This window comes from Burkholderia diffusa (assembly GCF_902499115.1).
Taxonomy (GTDB): Bacteria; Pseudomonadota; Gammaproteobacteria; order Burkholderiales; family Burkholderiaceae; genus Burkholderia; species Burkholderia diffusa.
In genome coordinates, this window is sequence record NZ_CABVPN010000016.1 from 122,989 (window position 1) to 140,765 (window position 17,777).

Annotated in this window: 15 protein-coding genes; 8 read left to right on the top strand and 7 right to left on the bottom strand. The window is 67.6% G+C overall.

Annotated elements, in window-relative coordinates; all coding sequences use genetic code 11:
• Positions 1-3: 3 nt before the first annotated feature.
• The 4 genes from BTE28158_RS18010 to BTE28158_RS18025 form a co-directional block, all read right to left on the bottom strand.
• A complete protein-coding gene (locus BTE28158_RS18010; protein WP_151049686.1) occupies positions 4-480 on the bottom strand; it encodes a DNA-deoxyinosine glycosylase in 477 nt (158 codons plus the stop codon).
• Positions 480-1,076, bottom strand: a complete 597-nt coding sequence (locus BTE28158_RS18015; protein WP_124905514.1) for a chorismate--pyruvate lyase family protein — start codon at positions 1,074-1,076, stop codon at positions 480-482. The genes BTE28158_RS18010 and BTE28158_RS18015 overlap by 1 nt, the downstream gene beginning before the upstream one ends.
• 8 nt (positions 1,077-1,084) lie before the next feature.
• The gene (htpG, locus tag BTE28158_RS18020; RefSeq protein WP_151049688.1) at positions 1,085-2,983 is read right to left on the bottom strand and encodes a molecular chaperone HtpG; all 1,899 of its coding nucleotides are present in this window, start codon (positions 2,981-2,983) and stop codon (positions 1,085-1,087) included.
• Positions 2,984-3,141: 158 nt separating this feature from the next.
• Complete coding sequence (locus BTE28158_RS18025; RefSeq protein WP_059600355.1) at positions 3,142-4,602, bottom strand: aminotransferase-like domain-containing protein; 1,461 nt, start codon at positions 4,600-4,602, stop codon at positions 3,142-3,144.
• Positions 4,603-4,835: 233 nt separating this feature from the next.
• Between BTE28158_RS18025 and BTE28158_RS18030 the strand changes: the two genes are divergently transcribed.
• The 7 genes from BTE28158_RS18030 to BTE28158_RS18060 all read left to right on the top strand — a co-directional run bounded on the left by BTE28158_RS18030 (position 4,836) and on the right by BTE28158_RS18060 (position 13,206).
• Entirely contained in the window at positions 4,836-5,528 is a 693-nt protein-coding gene (locus tag BTE28158_RS18030) for a VOC family protein (protein ID WP_151049690.1), read from the top strand.
• A gap of 58 nt (positions 5,529-5,586) precedes the next feature.
• Positions 5,587-6,495: a DMT family transporter gene (locus BTE28158_RS18035; RefSeq protein ID WP_124626763.1), complete on the top strand. Its 909-nt coding sequence runs from the start codon at positions 5,587-5,589 to the stop codon at positions 6,493-6,495.
• Between the two features lie 152 nt (positions 6,496-6,647).
• On the top strand, positions 6,648-7,829 hold the full coding sequence (locus tag BTE28158_RS18040; RefSeq protein WP_059600352.1) for an aminotransferase-like domain-containing protein: 1,182 nt from the start codon (positions 6,648-6,650) through the stop codon (positions 7,827-7,829).
• A 42-nt stretch (positions 7,830-7,871) separates the two neighbouring features.
• Complete coding sequence (locus tag BTE28158_RS18045) at positions 7,872-8,330, top strand: RidA family protein (RefSeq protein WP_034208050.1); 459 nt, start codon at positions 7,872-7,874, stop codon at positions 8,328-8,330.
• A gap of 13 nt (positions 8,331-8,343) precedes the next feature.
• Complete coding sequence (locus tag BTE28158_RS18050; protein WP_151049692.1) at positions 8,344-9,225, top strand: PhzF family phenazine biosynthesis protein; 882 nt, start codon at positions 8,344-8,346, stop codon at positions 9,223-9,225.
• 216 nt (positions 9,226-9,441) lie between these two features.
• The gene (locus BTE28158_RS18055; protein WP_151049694.1) at positions 9,442-11,781 is read left to right on the top strand and encodes a bifunctional diguanylate cyclase/phosphodiesterase; all 2,340 of its coding nucleotides are present in this window, start codon (positions 9,442-9,444) and stop codon (positions 11,779-11,781) included.
• 210 nt (positions 11,782-11,991) lie between these two features.
• A complete protein-coding gene (locus tag BTE28158_RS18060; protein WP_151049696.1) occupies positions 11,992-13,206 on the top strand; it encodes a chromate transporter in 1,215 nt (404 codons plus the stop codon).
• Between the two features lie 35 nt (positions 13,207-13,241).
• Here BTE28158_RS18060 and BTE28158_RS18065 read toward each other — a convergent pair whose 3' ends face one another.
• A complete protein-coding gene (locus BTE28158_RS18065; RefSeq protein WP_059527391.1) occupies positions 13,242-13,688 on the bottom strand; it encodes a multidrug/biocide efflux PACE transporter in 447 nt (148 codons plus the stop codon).
• A 112-nt stretch (positions 13,689-13,800) separates the two neighbouring features.
• On the opposite strand from BTE28158_RS18065, the gene BTE28158_RS18070 reads away from it, so the two are divergent.
• A complete protein-coding gene (locus BTE28158_RS18070) occupies positions 13,801-14,685 on the top strand; it encodes a LysR family transcriptional regulator (protein ID WP_151049698.1) in 885 nt (294 codons plus the stop codon).
• Positions 14,686-14,747: 62 nt separating this feature from the next.
• Here the strand turns inward: BTE28158_RS18070 and BTE28158_RS18075 are convergent, their stop codons facing one another.
• Together BTE28158_RS18075 and parC are read right to left on the bottom strand one after the other, a co-directional pair.
• Positions 14,748-15,206 carry a CopD family protein gene (locus BTE28158_RS18075; protein ID WP_059600346.1) on the bottom strand — a complete coding sequence of 153 codons (459 nt, stop codon included), beginning with the start codon at positions 15,204-15,206 and terminating at the stop codon, positions 14,748-14,750.
• 247 nt (positions 15,207-15,453) lie between these two features.
• Complete coding sequence (gene parC / locus BTE28158_RS18080; protein ID WP_151048713.1) at positions 15,454-17,775, bottom strand: DNA topoisomerase IV subunit A; 2,322 nt, start codon at positions 17,773-17,775, stop codon at positions 15,454-15,456.
• Between the last annotated feature and the right edge of the window lie 2 nt (positions 17,776-17,777).

Sequence of the window (17,777 nt, forward strand, 5' to 3'; positions counted from 1 at the left end):
GCATCACGCGCAAAGCGCTAGCCAAGCCGCCAACTTCTGCTCGAACGACAGCATCGCGTTCGCCGGGCTCGACGAAGGCAGCACGAGCGTGTCGTATCCGGCCTCGCCGATCACCTCCGCAAACCGCCCTGCCGTCTTGCCGTTGAAGCACACGCGCTTGAGCAACGGCGCATGCTCGCGCAACGACGCAAAGTCGTTCGGCTTCGCATTCCGGATAGCAGAATCGAGGCTGCCTTGTCGATGGCACGCATCGAGGACGTCCCAGATGCCGATGCCGTGCGAAAGCACGCGCTCGAGCCGCGCGTCGTACACAAGCTCGTGCAGCCCCGGCTCGCCGAGCACGGCACCGAGCAACCGCCAGAACTGGTTGCGCGGATGCGCGTAGTACTGCGCCGCATCGAGCGACGCCTCGCCCGGAAAGCTGCCGAGGATCATCGTGTGCGTATGCGGCGCGACGACCGGCCCAAAGCCCTGCAGCATCACGCCGCCCCGCGCGGCCCGACGGATCGCGGCCCGTCGCCGTGCGCATCGAGATGGCGCCACAGCGCAGGCAGCATGCACTCGGTGACCATCAACGGCTTGCCGTGCCGCTGGAACACCGAGCGCCGCGCGGCGAACGCATGCGGCGCCCGCGCACCCTGCAACGCATGGCTCGCGAGCGCATACAGTGGATGACCGGCGATCACGCGCCGGCTGACGAGCGTGGAGCGTTCGACTTGCGGATCGCTGTACAGCAGCTCCGCGAGCGGCCGCGTGCGCAACCGCCGCATCGCCTGCCACACGCCCTTGCTGGCCGCGAGCGGCGCGATGCTGTGCGCGGCGACGTACGGCATGCCGTCGACCGACAGGATCACCTCGCGCACCCACATCGGCGCACGCGGCGCACTGTCGAGCGCGTCCGGTTCGTCGAACCACGCGCAGTCGACGGCCTCGCGCGTCACGCGCACGCTCACACCGCCGAGCCGCGCCAGATGCGCGGTCAACGAACCACCGCGCGTCAGCCAGTCGCGCTGGTCGAGCGTGCAGCCGGGCCGGGGCGTTTCGCGCCAGCCCGCCCGTGCGCCGTCGAATCGCATCCGCGCGTTCACGCGGAGCGCGACAGCAGCAGCGCGTTGGTCCGCTTCACGAAGCTCGCCGGATCGTCGAGCATCCCGCCTTCGGCCAGCAACGCCTGGTCGAACAGCAGGTGGCACCAGTCGCCGAAATCGGCGCTGTCGGCGTTCAGCTGCTTCACGAGCGCGTGCTCAGGATTGATCTCGAGGATCGGCTGCATCGCCGGCGCGTTCTGGCCGGCCGCCTTCAACATCCGTTGCAGGTAACCGCTCATGTCGTTATCGTCCGCGACGAGGCACGACGGTGAATCGGTCAGGCGGAACGTGACGCGCACTTCCTTCACCTTGTCACCGAGCGCTTCCTTCATCTTCTCGACGACCGGCTTGATCGCCTCGCCCGCCTGCTCCTGCGCCTTCTTTTCCTCGTCGTTCAGCTCGCCGAGGTCGAGATCGCCGCGGGCCACGCTCGCGAGCGGCTTGCCGTCGAATTCATGCAGGAACGACAGCATCCATTCGTCGACGCGATCGGTCAGCAGCAGCACCTCGACACCCTTCTTGCGGAACACTTCCAGGTGCGGGCTGTTCTTCGCGGCCTGCCACGTATCGGCAGTCACGTAGTAGATCTTGCTCTGCTCGGGCTTCATGCGCGACACGTAGTCGGCGAGCGACACGTCCTGCGCGTCGGTGTCGCCGTGCGTCGAGGCGAAGCGCAGCAGCTTCGCGATCCGCTCGCGGTTCGCGTGATCCTCGCCCAGACCTTCCTTCAGCACCTGGCCGAACGCGCTCCAGAACGTCTTGTACTTCTCCTTGCCGGCGTCCTCTTCCGCGTTCGCGAGTTCCTCGAGCATCGACAGCGCGCGCTTGGTCACGCCTTCGCGGATCGCCTTCACGTCGCGGCTTTCCTGCAGGATTTCACGCGACACGTTCAGCGGCAGGTCGGCCGAATCGACGACGCCCTTCACGAAGCGCAGGTATTGCGGCAGCAACTGCTCGGCGTCGTCCATGATGAACACGCGCTTCACGTACAGCTTCAGGCCGCCGCGGTAATCGCGGTTCCACAGGTCGAACGGCGCATGCGCCGGCACGAACAGCAGCTGCGTGTATTCGCTGCGGCCCTCGACGCGGTTGTGCGTCCACGTGAGCGGATCCTGGTGGTCGTGCGCGATATGCTGGTAGAACTGCGTGTACTGCTCGTCGGTGACGTCGCTCTTCGAACGCGTCCAGAGCGCGCTCGCCTGGTTGACGGTCTCGTCCTCGTCCTTCAGGACCATCTCGCCCTTTTCCTGATCCCACTCTTCCTTCTGCATCAGGATCGGCAGCGCGATGTGATCGGAATACTTCTGGATGATCGACTTCAAGCGGTGCGACGACAGCAGTTCGTCCTCGCCTTCGCGCAGGTGCAGCGTGATCGTCGTGCCGCGTTGCGCGCGCTCGATCGCGTCGATCGTGAAATCGCCCTCGCCCGCGCTTTCCCAGCGCACGGCTTCGTTCGCCGGCAGGCCGGCGCGGCGCGTCTCGACGGTGATCTTGTCCGCGACGATGAAGCCCGAGTAGAAGCCGACGCCGAACTGGCCGATCAGCGCCGCGTCCTTCTGCTGGTCACCGGACAGCTTCGTGAAGAATTCCTTGGTGCCCGAACGCGCGATCGTGCCGAGGTTCGCGATCGCCTCGTCGCGGCTCATGCCGATGCCGTTGTCGTCGATCGTGATCGTGCGCGCGGCCTTGTCGTAGCCGATGCGGATGCGCAGGTTCGGATCGTTCTCGTACAGCGCGTTGTCCGCGAACCCTTCGAAACGCAGCTTGTCGGCGGCGTCGGACGCGTTCGACACCAGTTCGCGCAGGAAGATTTCCTTGTTGCTGTAGAGCGAATGAATCATCAGGTGGAGGAGTTGCTTGACCTCTGCCTGAAAGCTCATCGTTTCGTGTGCCATGGATGCTGTTTCCTCTTACATGAACTTGAATGGTGTGGCGCGGGCGGCCGGCGCGCGATGCCGGCGGGCCCGTCAAGGACGACCGCCTGGCGCAAGCGGTTCGCGCGGGTATCTGGGGACGGGCGAGCGGATTTCAAGGGGCGGCGTGCCGCCCCCCGTCACGACGCGCGCCGCGCCGCCGCTTCGATATAGCGCGCGAGAAACCCCGGCAGTGCCGGATCGCCGCAGTTCGCGACGTTGAAGCGCGTCCAGGTCGACGACGACTGCTGCGGCGAGAACAGGCTCCCCGGCGTCAGCAGGAACCCTTCCTCGTGCGCGGCGGCCGCGAGCGCGTCCGAATCGACGCCCGTGTCGGCCCACAGGAACATCCCCGCCGCCGGCATCGTGAAGAGCCGCAACCCGGTACGCTCGAGCATCCGCGCGGTCTTGTCGCGCACGCCGTCGAGCCGCGCGCGCAGCCGCTCGACGTGGCGCCGGTAATGCCCTTCGGTCAGGATCTTGTACAAGACGCGCTCGTTGAGCTCCGGCGTCGTCATGCCGACCAGCATTTTCTGGTCGGTGACCGCCTTCGCGATCTCCGGTGCGCAGGCGACATAGCCGACCCGCAAATTCGCCGCGAGCGTCTTCGAATAGCTGCCCAGGTAGATCACGCGCTTCAGCTGGTCGAGACTCGCGAGCCGCGTGGCCGGATAGCTCGGCGGGCACAGGTCGCCGTACACGTCGTCCTCGACGACGAGGAAGTCGTACGCCTCCGCGAGCTTCAGGATCCGGAACGCCTGCGCGGCCGACAGCGACGTGCCGGTCGGGTTCTGCAGCACCGAATTGATCACGAGCATCTTCGGCCGCCACATCTGCACGAGCGTTTCCAGCGCGTCGAGATCGGGGCCGTCGGGCGTATAGGGCATGCCGACCAGTTGCGCGCCCTGCGACGCGAAGCGGCCGAACATCTGGAACCACGCGGGATCGCCGACGATCACCGCATCGCCGGGCCGCACGTAGATCCGCGAGATCAGGTCGATCGCCTGCGTGATGCCCGACACCAGCACGAGCTGCTCGGGCTTCGCGCCGATCTCGACTTCCGCGAGCCGCGTCTGCAATTGCTGGCGCAGCGGCAGGAAACCCTGCGCGGTGCCGAAACCGAGCATCTGCGCGCCGGACTGGCGCCCGAGCGCGCGCAGCGCGCCGGTGATCAGCTCGCCGTCGAGCCAGCGGCCCGGCAAGTAGCCGAGACCCGGCCCTTTTTCCGGACTGACGGTGTGCAGCATGTTGCGCAGCAGCCAGACGACGTCGATCGTGTTGTGCACGGGCGCGGCCTCGGCCACGCGCACCACGTTGTCGGCCGGCTGCGGGCCGGTGGCCGTGCGCTCGCGCACGTAGAAACCCGAGCCGCGCCGCGAGTCGAGGTAGCCCTGCGCGACGAGCCGTTCGTACGCTTCCACCACGGTAAAGCGCGACACGCTCTTGTCGAGCGCGAGCTTGCGGATCGACGGCATCCGCATGCCGGGCCGGAACACGCGTTCGTCGATTCGGCGCCGCGCCCATTGGACGAGCTGGTCGACGAGCGTGAGCGTGGCCGTATCGTGCGGCGCGGGAATCTGGGCGAGTGGGACGGTGGACATGGGTGGTGGCGGCTCCAACTGTACCGAAGGCTATCGCGCCGATTGTACCGTTACTGTGCCGGTGCCGACGATTACAGTTGACCGGAATGGCGATCGTGCGGCTGCCGTCGCGGCCTTGCCGCACGCGGTGCCGCACCGCCGGGCCTGCATCGCGGCCCGGGCACCGGCCGGTTCCGCAACCGTCCGGCGCATCGCCCGCCCACCATGACACTTTCGCTTCCCGACCGACGTTCATGCCAGCCCGCTCCCTGACCCTCGACCATCTCGTGATCGCCGCGCGCACGCTCGACGAAGGCGTGCGCCATGTCGCCGCTTCGCTCGGCATCGAGCCGGCCGGCGGCGGCCGCCACCCGCTGATGCGGACCCACAATGCGCTGTTCGGCGTCTGGGGCGGGCTCTATCTCGAAGTGATCGCGATCGACCCCGACGCATCCGCCCCGGACGACGGCGCCACGCCGCCGCGCGCGCGGCTGTTCGCGCTCGACGATCCGGCGATGCACGCACGGCTCGCGCAGGGCCCGTTTCTCGCTCACTGGGTCGCGCGCGTCGACCGCCCGCGCCAGCTCGCGATGTGGCAAAGCCAGTACCCGGCGCGCATCGCGCCGGTCGTCGCGATGCGGCGCGGCGACCTGAGCTGGGGTCTCACGGTGCCCGACGACGGCGCGTTTCCCGCGTGGCAAGGCGTCGGCGACGGCCTCGTGCCATCGCTGATCCAGTGGGACAGCCCGCGCCATCCGGCCGAATCGCTGCCGAACGACGGCGTCGCACTGAAAGCGCTCAAGGGCATCCACCCGCATGCGGACGTCATCCGCGAGCAGCTCGACTGGCTCGGCGCCGGCCATCTGCTCGACGTCGACACCGGCGACGGCCCGCCGGCGCTCGTCGCCGAATTCGACACGCCGCAGGGCGCACGCACGCTGCGCTGAACGCCCCTGCCGCCCCCCCCCGATTACACGAACCCCGCATTACGGAGACACCCATTTCATGAATTCGCGCGAAACCCGGGGCATGCTGCTCGGCCTCATCGGCGTGATGATCTTCAGCCTGACGCTGCCGATGACGCGGATCGTCGTCTCCGAACTCAACCCGCTACTGAACGGGCTCGGCCGCGCGCTCGCCGCGTCGGTGCCGGCCGGCCTGCTGCTGTGGTGGCGCCGCGAACGGCTGCCGACCCGCGCGCAGCTGAAAAGCCTCGCGGTCGTGTCGGCCGGCGTGATCATCGCGTATCCGGTGTTCTCCGCCTGGGCGATGAAAACCGTGCCGGCCTCGCACGGCGCGGTCGTCAACGGGCTGCAGCCGCTGTTCGTCGCGCTGTACGCGGCGTGGCTGTCGCACGAGCGGCCGTCGAAGGCGTTCTGGGCCAGCGCGCTGGCGGGCAGCGCGCTCGTGATCGCGTTCGCGCTACGTGACGGCGGCGGCACGGTGCAGGCCGGCGACGCACTGATGCTCGTCGCCGTCGGCATCGGCGCGCTCGGCTACGCGGAAGGCGCGCGCCTCGCGCGCCAGATCGGCGGCTGGCAGGTGATCTGCTGGGCGCTCGTCGTGTCCGCGCCGTTCCTGGTGCTGCCGGTCGGCTGGCTCGCATGGACGCAGCACGTCGCGCACCCTGCCCCGCTCGCGTTGCGCACGTGGCTTGCATTCGGCTACGTGACCCTTTTTTCGCAATTCATCGGCTTTTTCGCGTGGTACGCCGGGCTCGCCATGGGCGGCATCGCGCGCGTCGGCCAGGTGCAGCTGCTGCAGATCTTCTTCACGATCGCCTTTTCCGCGCTGCTGTTCGGCGAGACGGTGACGCCGTCGACCTGGCTGTTCGCGGCCGCCGTGATCGCGACCGTGATGCTGGGCCGGCGCTCGGCGGTGGCCACGGCCCCGCGCGCCGCTCGCGCCGGTTGATGAGGTGCGCCATAATGTTCGTTTTGCCTGAACGGTTTTGCCCACCCGGCCGCGACGGCCCGATCGCGCTCCCGCGCACCCACCCGGCCGCGTCGACGCGATCAGCCCGATCGACCTTTCTTGACTGACCACGATATCCGAACGAGGAGACTATGAATCCGAGCGACCTGCATCCGCCGCACTGGCAGCTTTCCGAACGCGCCCGCAAGCTGACGAGCTCTGCGATCCGCGAGATCCTGAAGGTCACGGAACGCCCCGAGGTCATCTCGTTCGCAGGCGGCCTGCCCGCTCCCGCGACGTTCCCGGCCGAACGCATGCGCGCCGCGGCCGACCGCGTGCTGCGCGATGCGCCCGCCGCCGCACTCCAGTACAGCGCGACCGAAGGCTACCTGCCGCTGCGCGAATGGATCGCCGAGCGCTACAGCGTGCGCGTGTCGCAGGTGCTGATCACGACCGGCTCGCAGCAGGCGCTCGACCTGCTCGGCAAGGCGCTGATCGATCCGGACAGCCCGATCCTGGTCGAAACCCCGACCTACCTCGGCGCGCTGCAGTCGTTCTCGCTGTACGAGCCGCGCTACGTGCAGGTGCCGACCGACGAGCTGGGCCTGCTGCCCGAAGGCCTCACGCCCGACCTGACGCAAGGTGCGCGCCTGCTGTACGCGCAGCCGAACTTCCAGAACCCGACCGGCCGCCGCCTGCCCGTCGAGCGCCGTCGAGCGCTCGCCGCGTTCGCGCAGTCGAGCCCGTTCCCGGTGCTGGAAGACGACCCGTACGGCGCACTGAACTACCAGGGCGAACCGCTGCCGACGATGCTGTCGATGGCGCCCGACCATATCGTGCACCTCGGCACGTTCTCGAAGGTGCTCGCGCCGGGCCTGCGGATCGGCTACATCATTGCTCCCGAGGAGCTCCACTTCAAGCTCGTGCAGGCCAAGCAGGCCACCGACCTGCACACGCCGACGCTCACGCAGCGCATCGCGCACGAAGTGATCAAGGACGGCTTCCTCGACGAGCACATCCCGACGATCCGCCAGCTGTACGGCGCGCAATGCGAGGCGATGCTCGCGTCGCTCGCGCGCCACATGCCGGAAGGCGTCACGTGGAACCGCCCGGACGGCGGCATGTTCATCTGGGTCAATCTGCCCGCGCAGATCGACAGCATGAAGCTGCTCGAGGCCGCGGTCGCCAACCACGTCGCCTTCGTGCCGGGCGCGCCGTTCTTCGCGAACGACCCGCAGCAGAACACGCTGCGCCTGTCGTTCGTGACGGTGCCGCCGGAGAAGATCGAGGAAGGCGTCGCGCGCCTCGGCAAGCTGCTGCGCGAGCGTCTCTGATCCCCTTTTTCCTGTCACGACTCTCAACGAGGAATCGAACCCATGGCTAACGTCTACGACAAACTGAAGTCGCTCGGCATCGAACTCCCGACCGCCGGCGCACCCGCCGCCGCCTACGTGATGAGCGCGCAAAGCGGCAACACGGTCTACCTGTCGGGCCACATCGCGAAGAAGGACGGCAAGGTCTGGGCCGGCAAGCTCGGCGCGGATCTGCAGACGGAAGACGGCAAGGCGGCCGCACGCTCGATCGCGATCGACCTGCTCGCGACGCTGCACGCGCACACGGGCGACCTGAACAAGGTCACGCGCATCGTGAAGCTGATGAGCCTCGTCAACTCGACGCTCGACTTCACCGAACAGCACATCGTGACGAACGGTGCGTCGGAACTGATCGCCGAAGTGTTCGGCGACGCAGGCAAGCACGCGCGTTCGGCGTTCGGCGTCGCGCAGATTCCGCTCGGCGCGTGCGTCGAGATCGAACTGATCGCCGAAGTCGCGTAACGGGCGCATCAATATGACCGGTCGTCTCGTCCGCTTCAAGCAGGTCGACGTCTTCACGTCGGTGCCGTTCAAGGGCAACCCGCTCGCCGTCGTGTTCGACGCCGATTCGCTCGGCGACGACGCCATGCTCGAGATCGCCCGCTGGACGAACCTGTCGGAAACGACGTTCGTCTGCACGCCGACCGATCCGGACGCCGACTACCGCGTGCGGATCTTCACGACGGCCGGTGAACTGCCGTTCGCCGGCCATCCGACGCTCGGCACCGCGCATGCGTTCCTGGAAAGCGGCGCGCGGCCACGCACGCCGGGCCGGCTGATCCAGCAGTGCGGGGTCGGCCGGGTCGCGCTGCGCGAGCAGGCCGGCGGCTGGGCGTTCGCCGCGCCGCCTGCCCGCGTCACGCCGCTCGACCGTTCGGACTACGCGGCGCTGGCTGCCGCGTTGCGCAGTGACTCGATCGACCTGGAAGCCGAGCCGTGTGCGGTGGACAACGGCGCGCCGTGGCTGGTCGTGCGACTGAAGTCGGCCGACGCGTGCGTCGGCCTGTCGCCCGATCCGGCCGCGCTGGAGGCACTCACGCGCCGCTATGGCGTGGACGGCCTCGCCGTCTACGCGCCGCATGCCGAAGGCGGCCCCGCGACATTCGAAATCCGCTGCCTGATGACGGGCGGCAACTTCGGCTTCGGCGAGGACCCGGTCACCGGCAGCGCCAACGCCGCGCTGGCCGGGCTGCTGACGCGGCAGGAGCGCCGCCCCGGCCAGTCGTATACGGCCCGCCAGGGTACGGCGATCGGCCGCGACGGCCGCATCTCCGTCAGTTATGACGAAGACGGCACCACGTGGATCGGCGGCCACGTCGTCACGGTCGTCGACGGCACCTTCCGGTCTCCTGTTTAACATTTCGCGATGTGCGATGGCGCCGGCCCGTCCGGCGCCCTACGATTCGCCCAACTATCGCAAAAGCGTTCCAGCCAGTAATATCGGGCCTAATCCGTTGTTTCGGAGGTCTGTCCATGGTTGCGTGTCCCGCGAACGAACAGACGTCGGGACAACCCGAACCATAGCCAGCCATCCAGACGGATGACGCATGCGAGCAGGACGCCGCCCTCTCAGATGAGCTCCGCCCGGTCAAACCACACGCCGCCGACCCGACCGCTGCGCGCGCCGCGCAAGTCGCGCCGGCGCGCGCTGTTCGCGATCCCGCTGCTCGGGATGCTGGCGCTTGCGCTGCTGTGGGCGGTGATCGTCGCGCGGCTGTCGGTCGAAAAGGACAGCGCGTACAAGGAAGCGGCGGCCTCGGCGGCGATCCTGTCGTCGGCGCTCGAACAGCACACGGTCAAGGCGATCCACCAGGTCGACCAGATCACCCGCTTCGTCAAGTTCGAGTTCGAGAAATCGCCCGCGCGCTTCAACCTCGCGAGCGCGGTCGAAAAAGGCGTCGTGCCGAGCGACACGCTGATCCAGGTTTCGCTCGTCAACGCGAAGGGCATCCTGTTCGCGAACACGGCCGAACTCCATCCGAAGCCGATCAACCTGGCCGACCGCGAGCACTTCAAGGTCCACCTCGCGCACAACGACGACCGCCTGTACATCAGCAAGCCCGTGCTCGGCCGCGTGTCGAGCCACTGGACGCTGCAGATGACGCGGCGCCTGAACAATCCGGACGGCAGCTTCGCGGGCATCGTCGTGGTGTCGGAAGACCCGAGCTACTTCACGAACGATTTCTACAACAACGCGGCGATCGGCAAGGAAGGCGTGATCGCCGTGGTGTCCGACACGGGCGCCGTGCTCGCGCGGCGCACCGGCTCGCTCAACAACGCACCCGGCGCGTTCTCCGCATCGGGCGTCTACCCGATCTCCGAGCGCGTGACAGGCACGATCATCGACCCGATCGACGGCGTGACGCGCATCGTGTCGTACCGCCACCTCGACGGCTACCCGCTCGCGGTGATGGTCGGGCTGTCGCAGTCCGAAGAATTCGCGGACTACTACCACACGCGCAACGTCTATCTGCTGATGACGAGCTTCATCACGCTCGCGATGCTCGCGTTCTTCGGCGTCGCGACGGGGCTGATCGGCAAGCTGCTCGGCCGCGAGCGCGAGATGACCCAGCTCGCCGAGTACGACCTCCTCACCGGCCTCGCGAACCGCTACGCGACGCTGCGCGGGCTGCGCAACGACGTGTCGATGCCGGCCAGCCTGTCGCGGCTGGGCCTGCTGTTCATCGACCTCGACAACTTCAAGACCGTCAATGACACCCTCGGCCACAACGCCGGCGACATCGTGCTGCAGATGACCGCGTCGCGCCTGTCGGATGCCGTCGGCGACGAAGGGTCGCTTGCACGGATCGGCGGCGACGAGTTCGTCGTCGTGATGAAGGGCGACGACGTCGAACGGCGCGCGGTGCGGCTCGCGGAAGCGATCATCCGGATGTTCGCCGAGTCGTTCGACGTGCGCGGCAGTTCGTTCGTGCTGCACGCGAGCATCGGCATCGCGCTGCACACCGTCGCGAACGAAAGCGAGATCGACCTGCTGAAGAAGGCCGATCTCGCGATGTACAGCGCGAAGGACGCGGGCAAGAACTGCTACCAGTTCTACGCGCCGCACCTGTCGCATCGCGCGGACCACCTGATGCGCTGGGAACAGCAATTGCGCGTCGCGCTCGCCGAGGGGCAACTGTTCCTCGCTTACCAGCCGAAGATCGACCTGACGCACCGCACGATCACCGGCTTCGAGGCGCTCGCGCGCTGGGATCACCCCGAGCACGGGATCATCTCCGCGAACGAATTCATTTCGATTGCCGAATCGACGGGCCTGATCGTGCCCATCGGCGACTTCGTGATCCGCACCGCGTGCGAACAGATCGCGCGCTGGCGCGACGATGGCCACGACACGCTGACGCTCGCGGTCAACATCTCGCCGGTGCAGTTCTGGCGCGGCGACCTGATCGAGACGATTTCGCAGGCGCTGCAGGACACCGGCATCGAGGCGAACCGGCTCGAAATCGAGATCACCGAGACCGCGATGATGGAATATCCGGAGCTCGTCTCCGAGAAGATCGTCGCGTTGAAGAAGCTCGGCATCCGGGTCGCGCTCGACGATTTCGGTACCGGGTATTCGTCGCTGTCGTACCTGCACCGCTTCTCCGTCGATACGCTGAAGGTCGACCGCTCGTTCGTGCAGGCGATCCCGAACGATCGCAGCGTGTGCGTGATGGTGTCGTCGATCGTGCATCTCGCGCGCTCGCTCGGCCTGACGGTCGTCGTCGAGGGCACCGAAACCGAGGAGCAGATCGCATGGCTGTCCGCGCTCGGCGAGATCGAGGCGCAGGGCTTCCTGTTCTCGCGCCCCGTGCCGGCCGACGCGATCCCTGCGCTGATCGCACGCTTCGGCGTGCGCGGCGACCTGCCGAACGTCCTCACGCACCGCGCGACCGGCAGCACGGGCGCCTGAGTCCGCAGCCCGCAGCCCGCAGCCCGCGCGGCAATGTTGCGCAGCACACCGATTATTTCGGTTTCCGATCCGGTTGTTTAGTTCATTAACTAGCGTTTTCGCGCATGGCAGTGTCACGATGCGCGGCGGACAATCGGGAGGGCCATCGTGTCGGCGGGCTGCCGGCACGTTTCCACGCGCAAGACCAGGCCCAGCGCCAACAGCACAGTCATGACAACCGTCGAAGTCGAAGCGGCCGAACGTGTCGAACAGGCACAGGCATCCCTTTGGGCCTTGTTCAAGGTCGTGGCCAGCATTTCCGCCGTGTCCTGGGGCGGGCTTTCGATGATGGCGCAGCTCGAACGCCACTACGTCGACCGGTTGCAGCGCATCGAGCCGCACGTGTTCGCCGATCTCGTCGCCCTGGCATGGCTCGTGCCAGGCCCCGTCGGCTGCAATGTCGCGGTGCAGGTCGGCCAGACGCTGCACGGCCGCACCGGCGCATGGATCGCCGGCATCGCGAGCGTGCTGCCGTTCTCCTTGCTGATGACGCTGTTCGCGATCTTCTACCGCACGCCGATCGTGCGCTCGCTTGCCGCGCCGATGCTGATCAATCACTTCGGGATGGTGCTCGCCGCACTGATCGGCGTCACGTGGGTCAAGCAGTTGCGCACGCTCGCGAGCACACGGCTCGAACAGGCAATCGCCGCGCTATCGACGATTCTGCTCGCTTTCGCGCATAGTCCGGCCGCCTTCGTCGGGATTCTCTTCGCTGCGTTTGCAGCCGGCTGGCTGACCGGGCCGTCGCAACACGACTCGGTCGACTTCACGCTGTCGAAACGCGACCGCAACCTGCTCGTGCTGCTCGCCGTGCTCGTCGCGCTGTTCGCGCTGCCGCTGCCCGGCGACTACCAGGAGACGCTGCTGTGGCCGCGGCTCGCCGGCGCCGGCATGACGCTGTTCGGCGGCGGCTTCTCCGCGCTGCCCGTGCTCAAGACGCTGTTCGTGTCGCCGGCCACCGGCATCTCCGATCACGACTTCACGCTCGCGTTCGCGCTGTCGCCGGTGTCGCCCGGCCCGCTGCTGAACGTCGTGCCGTTCCTCGGCTACCTGACCGACGGCTGGACCGGCGCGCTGCTCGCGACCGCCGCGCTGTTCATTCCGTCGGGGTGTCTCGTCGCATTCGCGCAGAACCATCTGCTCCGGCTCAAGCGCCATTCGCGCTTCGAGCACGGGATGCGCCTGCTGCGCGCGGCAACGACGGGTTTTCTCGTCGTCGCCGTCGTGAGGATCCTCCACCGCGAACCGGCCGATCCCGTCTACTGGCTCACGGGCGCGTTTGCGACGCTGTGCTTCACGCGCTTCAAGGTGCCCGTGTACGCCGTCTATGGTGCGGTCGCGATCGTGTGCGGCGCGTGGCTGTTATGGGCCGCCATCGCGCACTGACGGCACGCCCTCCACCACCGCCGACGGCTGGCCGTTCAACTCGCCTGCACGGCGACGCGGCGTGCGACCCAGCGTGCACGCAACGCGTCGTACGCGAGGTTGAAGCAGAACGTGTACGGCAGGAAGAACAGCACGATGCCGAGGTCGAGCAGCAGCGCCTCGACCAGGCTCACGTTCAGCCACCACGCGGCAACCGGCACCACCATTGCGACCAGGCCGAGTTCGAATACGACCGCGTGCGCGATCCGCATCCCGAGCGTGCGCGTGAGGCCGGCGCGGCGCTCGAAACGGTCGAACAGCGTGTTGAACGTCATGTTCCAGGCCATCGCGATCAACGACACCATCACCGTCAGCACGCCGACGTGCGACACCGGCATGTCGAGCAACCACGCGCCGATCGGCGCGCACAGCGCGATCGCCACCAGTTCGAACGTCAGCGCGTGAACGAGGCGCTCCGTCACCGTCTTGTTCATCTGTTTCATGGGTCCCTCCAGTTCGTTTGTGAAGCGTATGCCGGCCATTTTGATCGGCGTAAATGCATGAATCCAGTTTGATATCATCGGTTTTACCGATATAACGCTGTGAGACCCGCGCATGCGCCACGCCCCCGAAGCCCTGCTCGCCTTCGCCGAAGCCGCGCTGCTCGGCTCGTTCACGGCCGCCGCGCGCAAGCTCGGCAAGCGCCAGTCGACGGTGTCCGAAGCGATCGCGAACCTCGAGATCGATCTCGGCGTGCAGTTGTTCGACCGCTCCACGCGCGCACCGACGCTGACCGACGCCGGACGTGCGCTGCTGCCGCAGGTGCAGCGCGCACTGGAGGCCGGCGCGGCGATCGACCGCACCGCCGCGCGGCTCGCGCAGGGCGAGGAAGCACGGCTGACGCTCGTCGTGTCCGATACGTATCAATCGAAGCGTTACGAGGAAACCTTGATGGCGCTCGAGCGGCGCTTTCCGACGCTGGAACTCGAATGCCAGATTGCCGAACACGAGGACGTGCTCGACCTGATCCAGCAGGGCCGCGCCCAGCTCGGGCTGATGGCCGCGCGCGCCGCCTACCCGCCCGATATCGGCGCGGCGACGGTGGCGGAGGAATCGGAGATCGGTCTGTTCGTCGGGCACACGCACGCGCTGGCGGCCTACGGCGACGCTGACGTGCCGCATGCTGCGCTGCGCGACGCGCGCGAGCTGCGCCTCAACACGTACGTGAAACCGGAGGATCGCGGCGCCGACGACCGGATCGTCATCGGCACGCAGCGCTGGCTCGCGCCGAGCTACCTGATGCTGCTGGAGATGGCGGTGCTGGGGTTCGGCTGGGCCGAGCTGCCGCGCTGGATGGTCGAGCACTTCGCGGGCGAGCGCCTCTGCGAGCTGCGCTCGCGTGGCTGGCCGCGCCGCGTGCGGGTCGATGCGGTGTGGTCGCGCAACCGGCCGCTCGGCCCGGCCGGCGCGTGGCTGCTCGACGCGATGCTGGCCGCATAGCGGCGCGCGGCATCGCGCCGGCGGCGGGCGGCGAACGGCGCCGCAAGGTCAGGCGTTCGCGCTCAGAGGCCGCGCGACAGCACGGCTGCGCCGATCGTCACGACGCCGAGCACGAGGTTGACGACGACAAGCAGGCGCACCGTGTTCACCGCGCGCGCGCCGTCCGGCCAGTTCTGCGCCTGCACCGCGCGGCGGATGCGCGGGAACAGCGCGAAGCGGATGTGGCCGAAGATCAGCATCATCACGACACCGAGCCCCGCCATCGCATGCAGCGTCCACGTCGCGTGCGCGCCGCCGAATGCCGTGAGCAGGAAACCGCCGGACAGCAGGATCACGATCACCGACCCCGACACCCAGTTGAAGAATCGGCCGAACACGCCCTCGATCAGCGGCAGTCGCAACTGCGGCGTCAGGTCGGACAGCGCCGGGCGCAGGCAGAAGTGCGCGAAGACCATCCCGCCCACCCACACGGCGACGGCCAGCAGATGAAGAAACAGCGCGACGGCAACAGCGTGGGACATGGCGGCAATCCTGGTATGAGTTAAGTGCAACGAACAGCCGCGTCACGCGCGGTCTCGAGCGACGTTCGACCCGCGCGCAGCCGCTCGGTTCAGACCCCTGGCGGAATTTCACAATATTTTGCAAGTTCCGCGTGATGGCGCCACTCGCGCTTGCCTGGATGCGTCGCGCAAAAAAGAATCGGCCGCACGCCCGCCGAAGCGGAGGTGCGGCCTTCGATACCGGTCGAGCCGGCCAACGGATGCGGCGTCAGCCGAGCAGCGGACGCAGCTCGGTGACGACCTTGAGCTTCGTTTCCGGCGCGCGGCCCTTCCGCGCACGCTTGCCGACGTGCGGCGCGAGCCCCGCGTACGACAGCGTTTCGTCCTGCGCCTTGCCGCCGCGGCCGGTGCCGATCAGCACGACGCCGGCCGGGTCGATCGCGAGCGCCTGCACGAGCGTTTCCTTGTCGTCGAGCGCCATCAGGATCACGCCGCGGCCGCCACCCGACAGCGTCTTCATCTCGTCCATCCCGAACACCAGCAGTCGACCGCCGCTCGACAGACACGCGACCTGCGTTGCGTTCGGCAGCACGGGCATCGGCGCGAGCGGCACCGCGCCCGCATCGATGGTCATGAACGACTTGCCGGCCTTCACGCGGCTCACCATGTCGCCGACCTTCGCGAGGAAGCCGAAGCCGTTGCTCGACGCGAGCAGCAGTTGCTGGTCGGCCGGCGCTGCGTAGTAGTGCATCAGGTGCGAGCCCGATTCGAGCTCGATCAACGACGTCACCGGCACGCCGTCGCCGCGCCCGCCCGGCAGCACCGACACGTCGACCGAGTACACGCGGCCGCTGCTGCCCCACGCGATCAGTCGATCGGGCGTGCGGCACTGGAATGCCGCATACAGGTGATCGCCTGCCTTGAACGAGAAGCCGGCCGGGTCGAGCCCGTGCCCCTTCAGCGCACGCACCCAGCCCTTCTGCGACACGACGACCGTCACCGGCTCGTCGACGACCTTCGCCTCGAACGTCGCGCGCTTTTCCTGCTGGATCAGCGTGCGGCGGTCGTCGCCGTACTGCTTCGCGTCGGCCTCGATCTCCTTGATCATCAGCCGCTTCATCGCGCTTTCGTTCGCGAGCAGTTCCTCGAGCTTCGCCTTCTCGTCACGCAGCGCCTCGAGTTCCTTCTCGATCTTGATCTTCTCGAGCCGCGCGAGCTGACGCAGGCGGATTTCGAGGATGTCTTCGGCCTGGCGGTCGCTCAGGCCGAACGCGCTCATCAGCGCAGCCTTCGGCTCATCCGACTCGCGGATGATGCGGATCACCTCGTCGATGTTCAGGAAGACGATCATCCGCCCTTCGAGGATGTGGATGCGGTCGTCGACCTTCGCGAGACGATGGCGGCAGCGGCGCGTCATCGTGAGCTGGCGGAACTTCACCCATTCGTCGAGGATCGTCAGCAGCCCCTTCTGGCCTGGCCGGCCGTCGGCGCCGATCATCACGAGGTTCAGTGTCGCGTTCGACTCGAGGCTCGTATACGCGAGCAGCGTGTTCACGAATTCGGTCTGGTCGATCGTGCGCGACTTCGGCTCGAACACGAGCCGCACCGCCGCTTCCTTGCCCGACTCGTCGCGCACCGCGTCGAGCAGGTCGAGCATCGCCTTCTTGGTGTTGAGCTGCTCGGGCGTGAGCGTCTTCTTGCCGAGCTTGAGCTTCGGATTGGTGAGTTCCTCGATTTCCTCGAGCACCTTCTGGCCCGACGTGTTCGGCGGCAGCTCGGTGACGACGAGCTGCCACTGGCCGCGCGCGAGATCCTCGATCTTCCAGCGCGCGCGTACCTTCAGGCTGCCGCGGCCGGTTTCATAGGCCGCCGCGATCTCGGTGTCGCTCGAGATGATCTGGCCGCCGCCCGGGAAGTCCGGGCCGGGGATCAGGTTCATCAGCTCCGCGTGCGTGAGCTTCGGATTGCGGATCAACGCGACCGCCGCCGCCGCGACCTCGCGCAGGTTGTGGGACGGAATCTCGGTCGCGAGACCCACAGCGATGCCCGATGCGCCGTTCAGCAGCACGAACGGCATGCGGCTCGGCAGCGTCTTCGGTTCCTCGAACGAGCCGTCGTAGTTCGGCATGAAGTCGACCGTGCCCTGGTCGATCTCGTCGAGCAGCAGCTTCGAGATCGGCGTGAGCCTCGCCTCGGTGTATCGCATCGCTGCCGCGCCGTCGCCGTCGCGCGAGCCGAAGTTGCCCTGCCCGTCGATCAGCGGATAGCGCAGCGAGAAATCCTGCGCGAGACGCACGAGCGCATCGTATGCCGACTGGTCGCCGTGCGGGTGGTATTTACCGAGCACGTCGCCCACCACGCGCGCCGACTTCACCGGCTTCGCGTCCGGGCCGAGGCCCATTTCGTTCATCGCGAACAGGATCCGGCGCTGCACCGGCTTCTGGCCGTCGCACACGTCGGGCAGCGCGCGGCTCTTCACGACGCTGACCGCGTAGCTGAGATACGCCTGCTCCGCGTAGTTGCCGAGCGTCAGCGCTTCGGCGTCCGGTGCGTCGGACCCGGCGAAGAGATCGGAAGTATTGTCGTCCATCT

Bases quoted from the DNA above. Each gene is read 5' to 3' on its own strand.
- parC (WP_151048713.1), bottom strand. From the start codon at position 17,775: ATGGACGACAATACTTCCGATCTCTTCGCCGGGTCCGACGCACCGGAC.
- BTE28158_RS18065 (WP_059527391.1), bottom strand. From the start codon at position 13,688: ATGAAACAGATGAACAAGACGGTGACGGAGCGCCTCGTTCACGCGCTG.
- BTE28158_RS18075 (WP_059600346.1), bottom strand. From the start codon at position 15,206: ATGTCCCACGCTGTTGCCGTCGCGCTGTTTCTTCATCTGCTGGCCGTC.
- BTE28158_RS18040 (WP_059600352.1), top strand. From the start codon at position 6,648: ATGAATCCGAGCGACCTGCATCCGCCGCACTGGCAGCTTTCCGAACGC.
- BTE28158_RS18045 (WP_034208050.1), top strand. From the start codon at position 7,872: ATGGCTAACGTCTACGACAAACTGAAGTCGCTCGGCATCGAACTCCCG.
- BTE28158_RS18010 (WP_151049686.1), bottom strand. From the start codon at position 480: ATGCTGCAGGGCTTTGGGCCGGTCGTCGCGCCGCATACGCACACGATG.
- BTE28158_RS18050 (WP_151049692.1), top strand. From the start codon at position 8,344: ATGACCGGTCGTCTCGTCCGCTTCAAGCAGGTCGACGTCTTCACGTCG.
- BTE28158_RS18030 (WP_151049690.1), top strand. From the start codon at position 4,836: ATGCCAGCCCGCTCCCTGACCCTCGACCATCTCGTGATCGCCGCGCGC.
- htpG (WP_151049688.1), bottom strand. From the start codon at position 2,983: ATGGCACACGAAACGATGAGCTTTCAGGCAGAGGTCAAGCAACTCCTC.
- BTE28158_RS18055 (WP_151049694.1), top strand. From the start codon at position 9,442: ATGAGCTCCGCCCGGTCAAACCACACGCCGCCGACCCGACCGCTGCGC.
- BTE28158_RS18015 (WP_124905514.1), bottom strand. From the start codon at position 1,076: ATGCGATTCGACGGCGCACGGGCGGGCTGGCGCGAAACGCCCCGGCCC.
- BTE28158_RS18025 (WP_059600355.1), bottom strand. From the start codon at position 4,602: ATGTCCACCGTCCCACTCGCCCAGATTCCCGCGCCGCACGATACGGCC.
- BTE28158_RS18070 (WP_151049698.1), top strand. From the start codon at position 13,801: ATGCGCCACGCCCCCGAAGCCCTGCTCGCCTTCGCCGAAGCCGCGCTG.
- BTE28158_RS18060 (WP_151049696.1), top strand. From the start codon at position 11,992: ATGACAACCGTCGAAGTCGAAGCGGCCGAACGTGTCGAACAGGCACAG.
- BTE28158_RS18035 (WP_124626763.1), top strand. From the start codon at position 5,587: ATGAATTCGCGCGAAACCCGGGGCATGCTGCTCGGCCTCATCGGCGTG.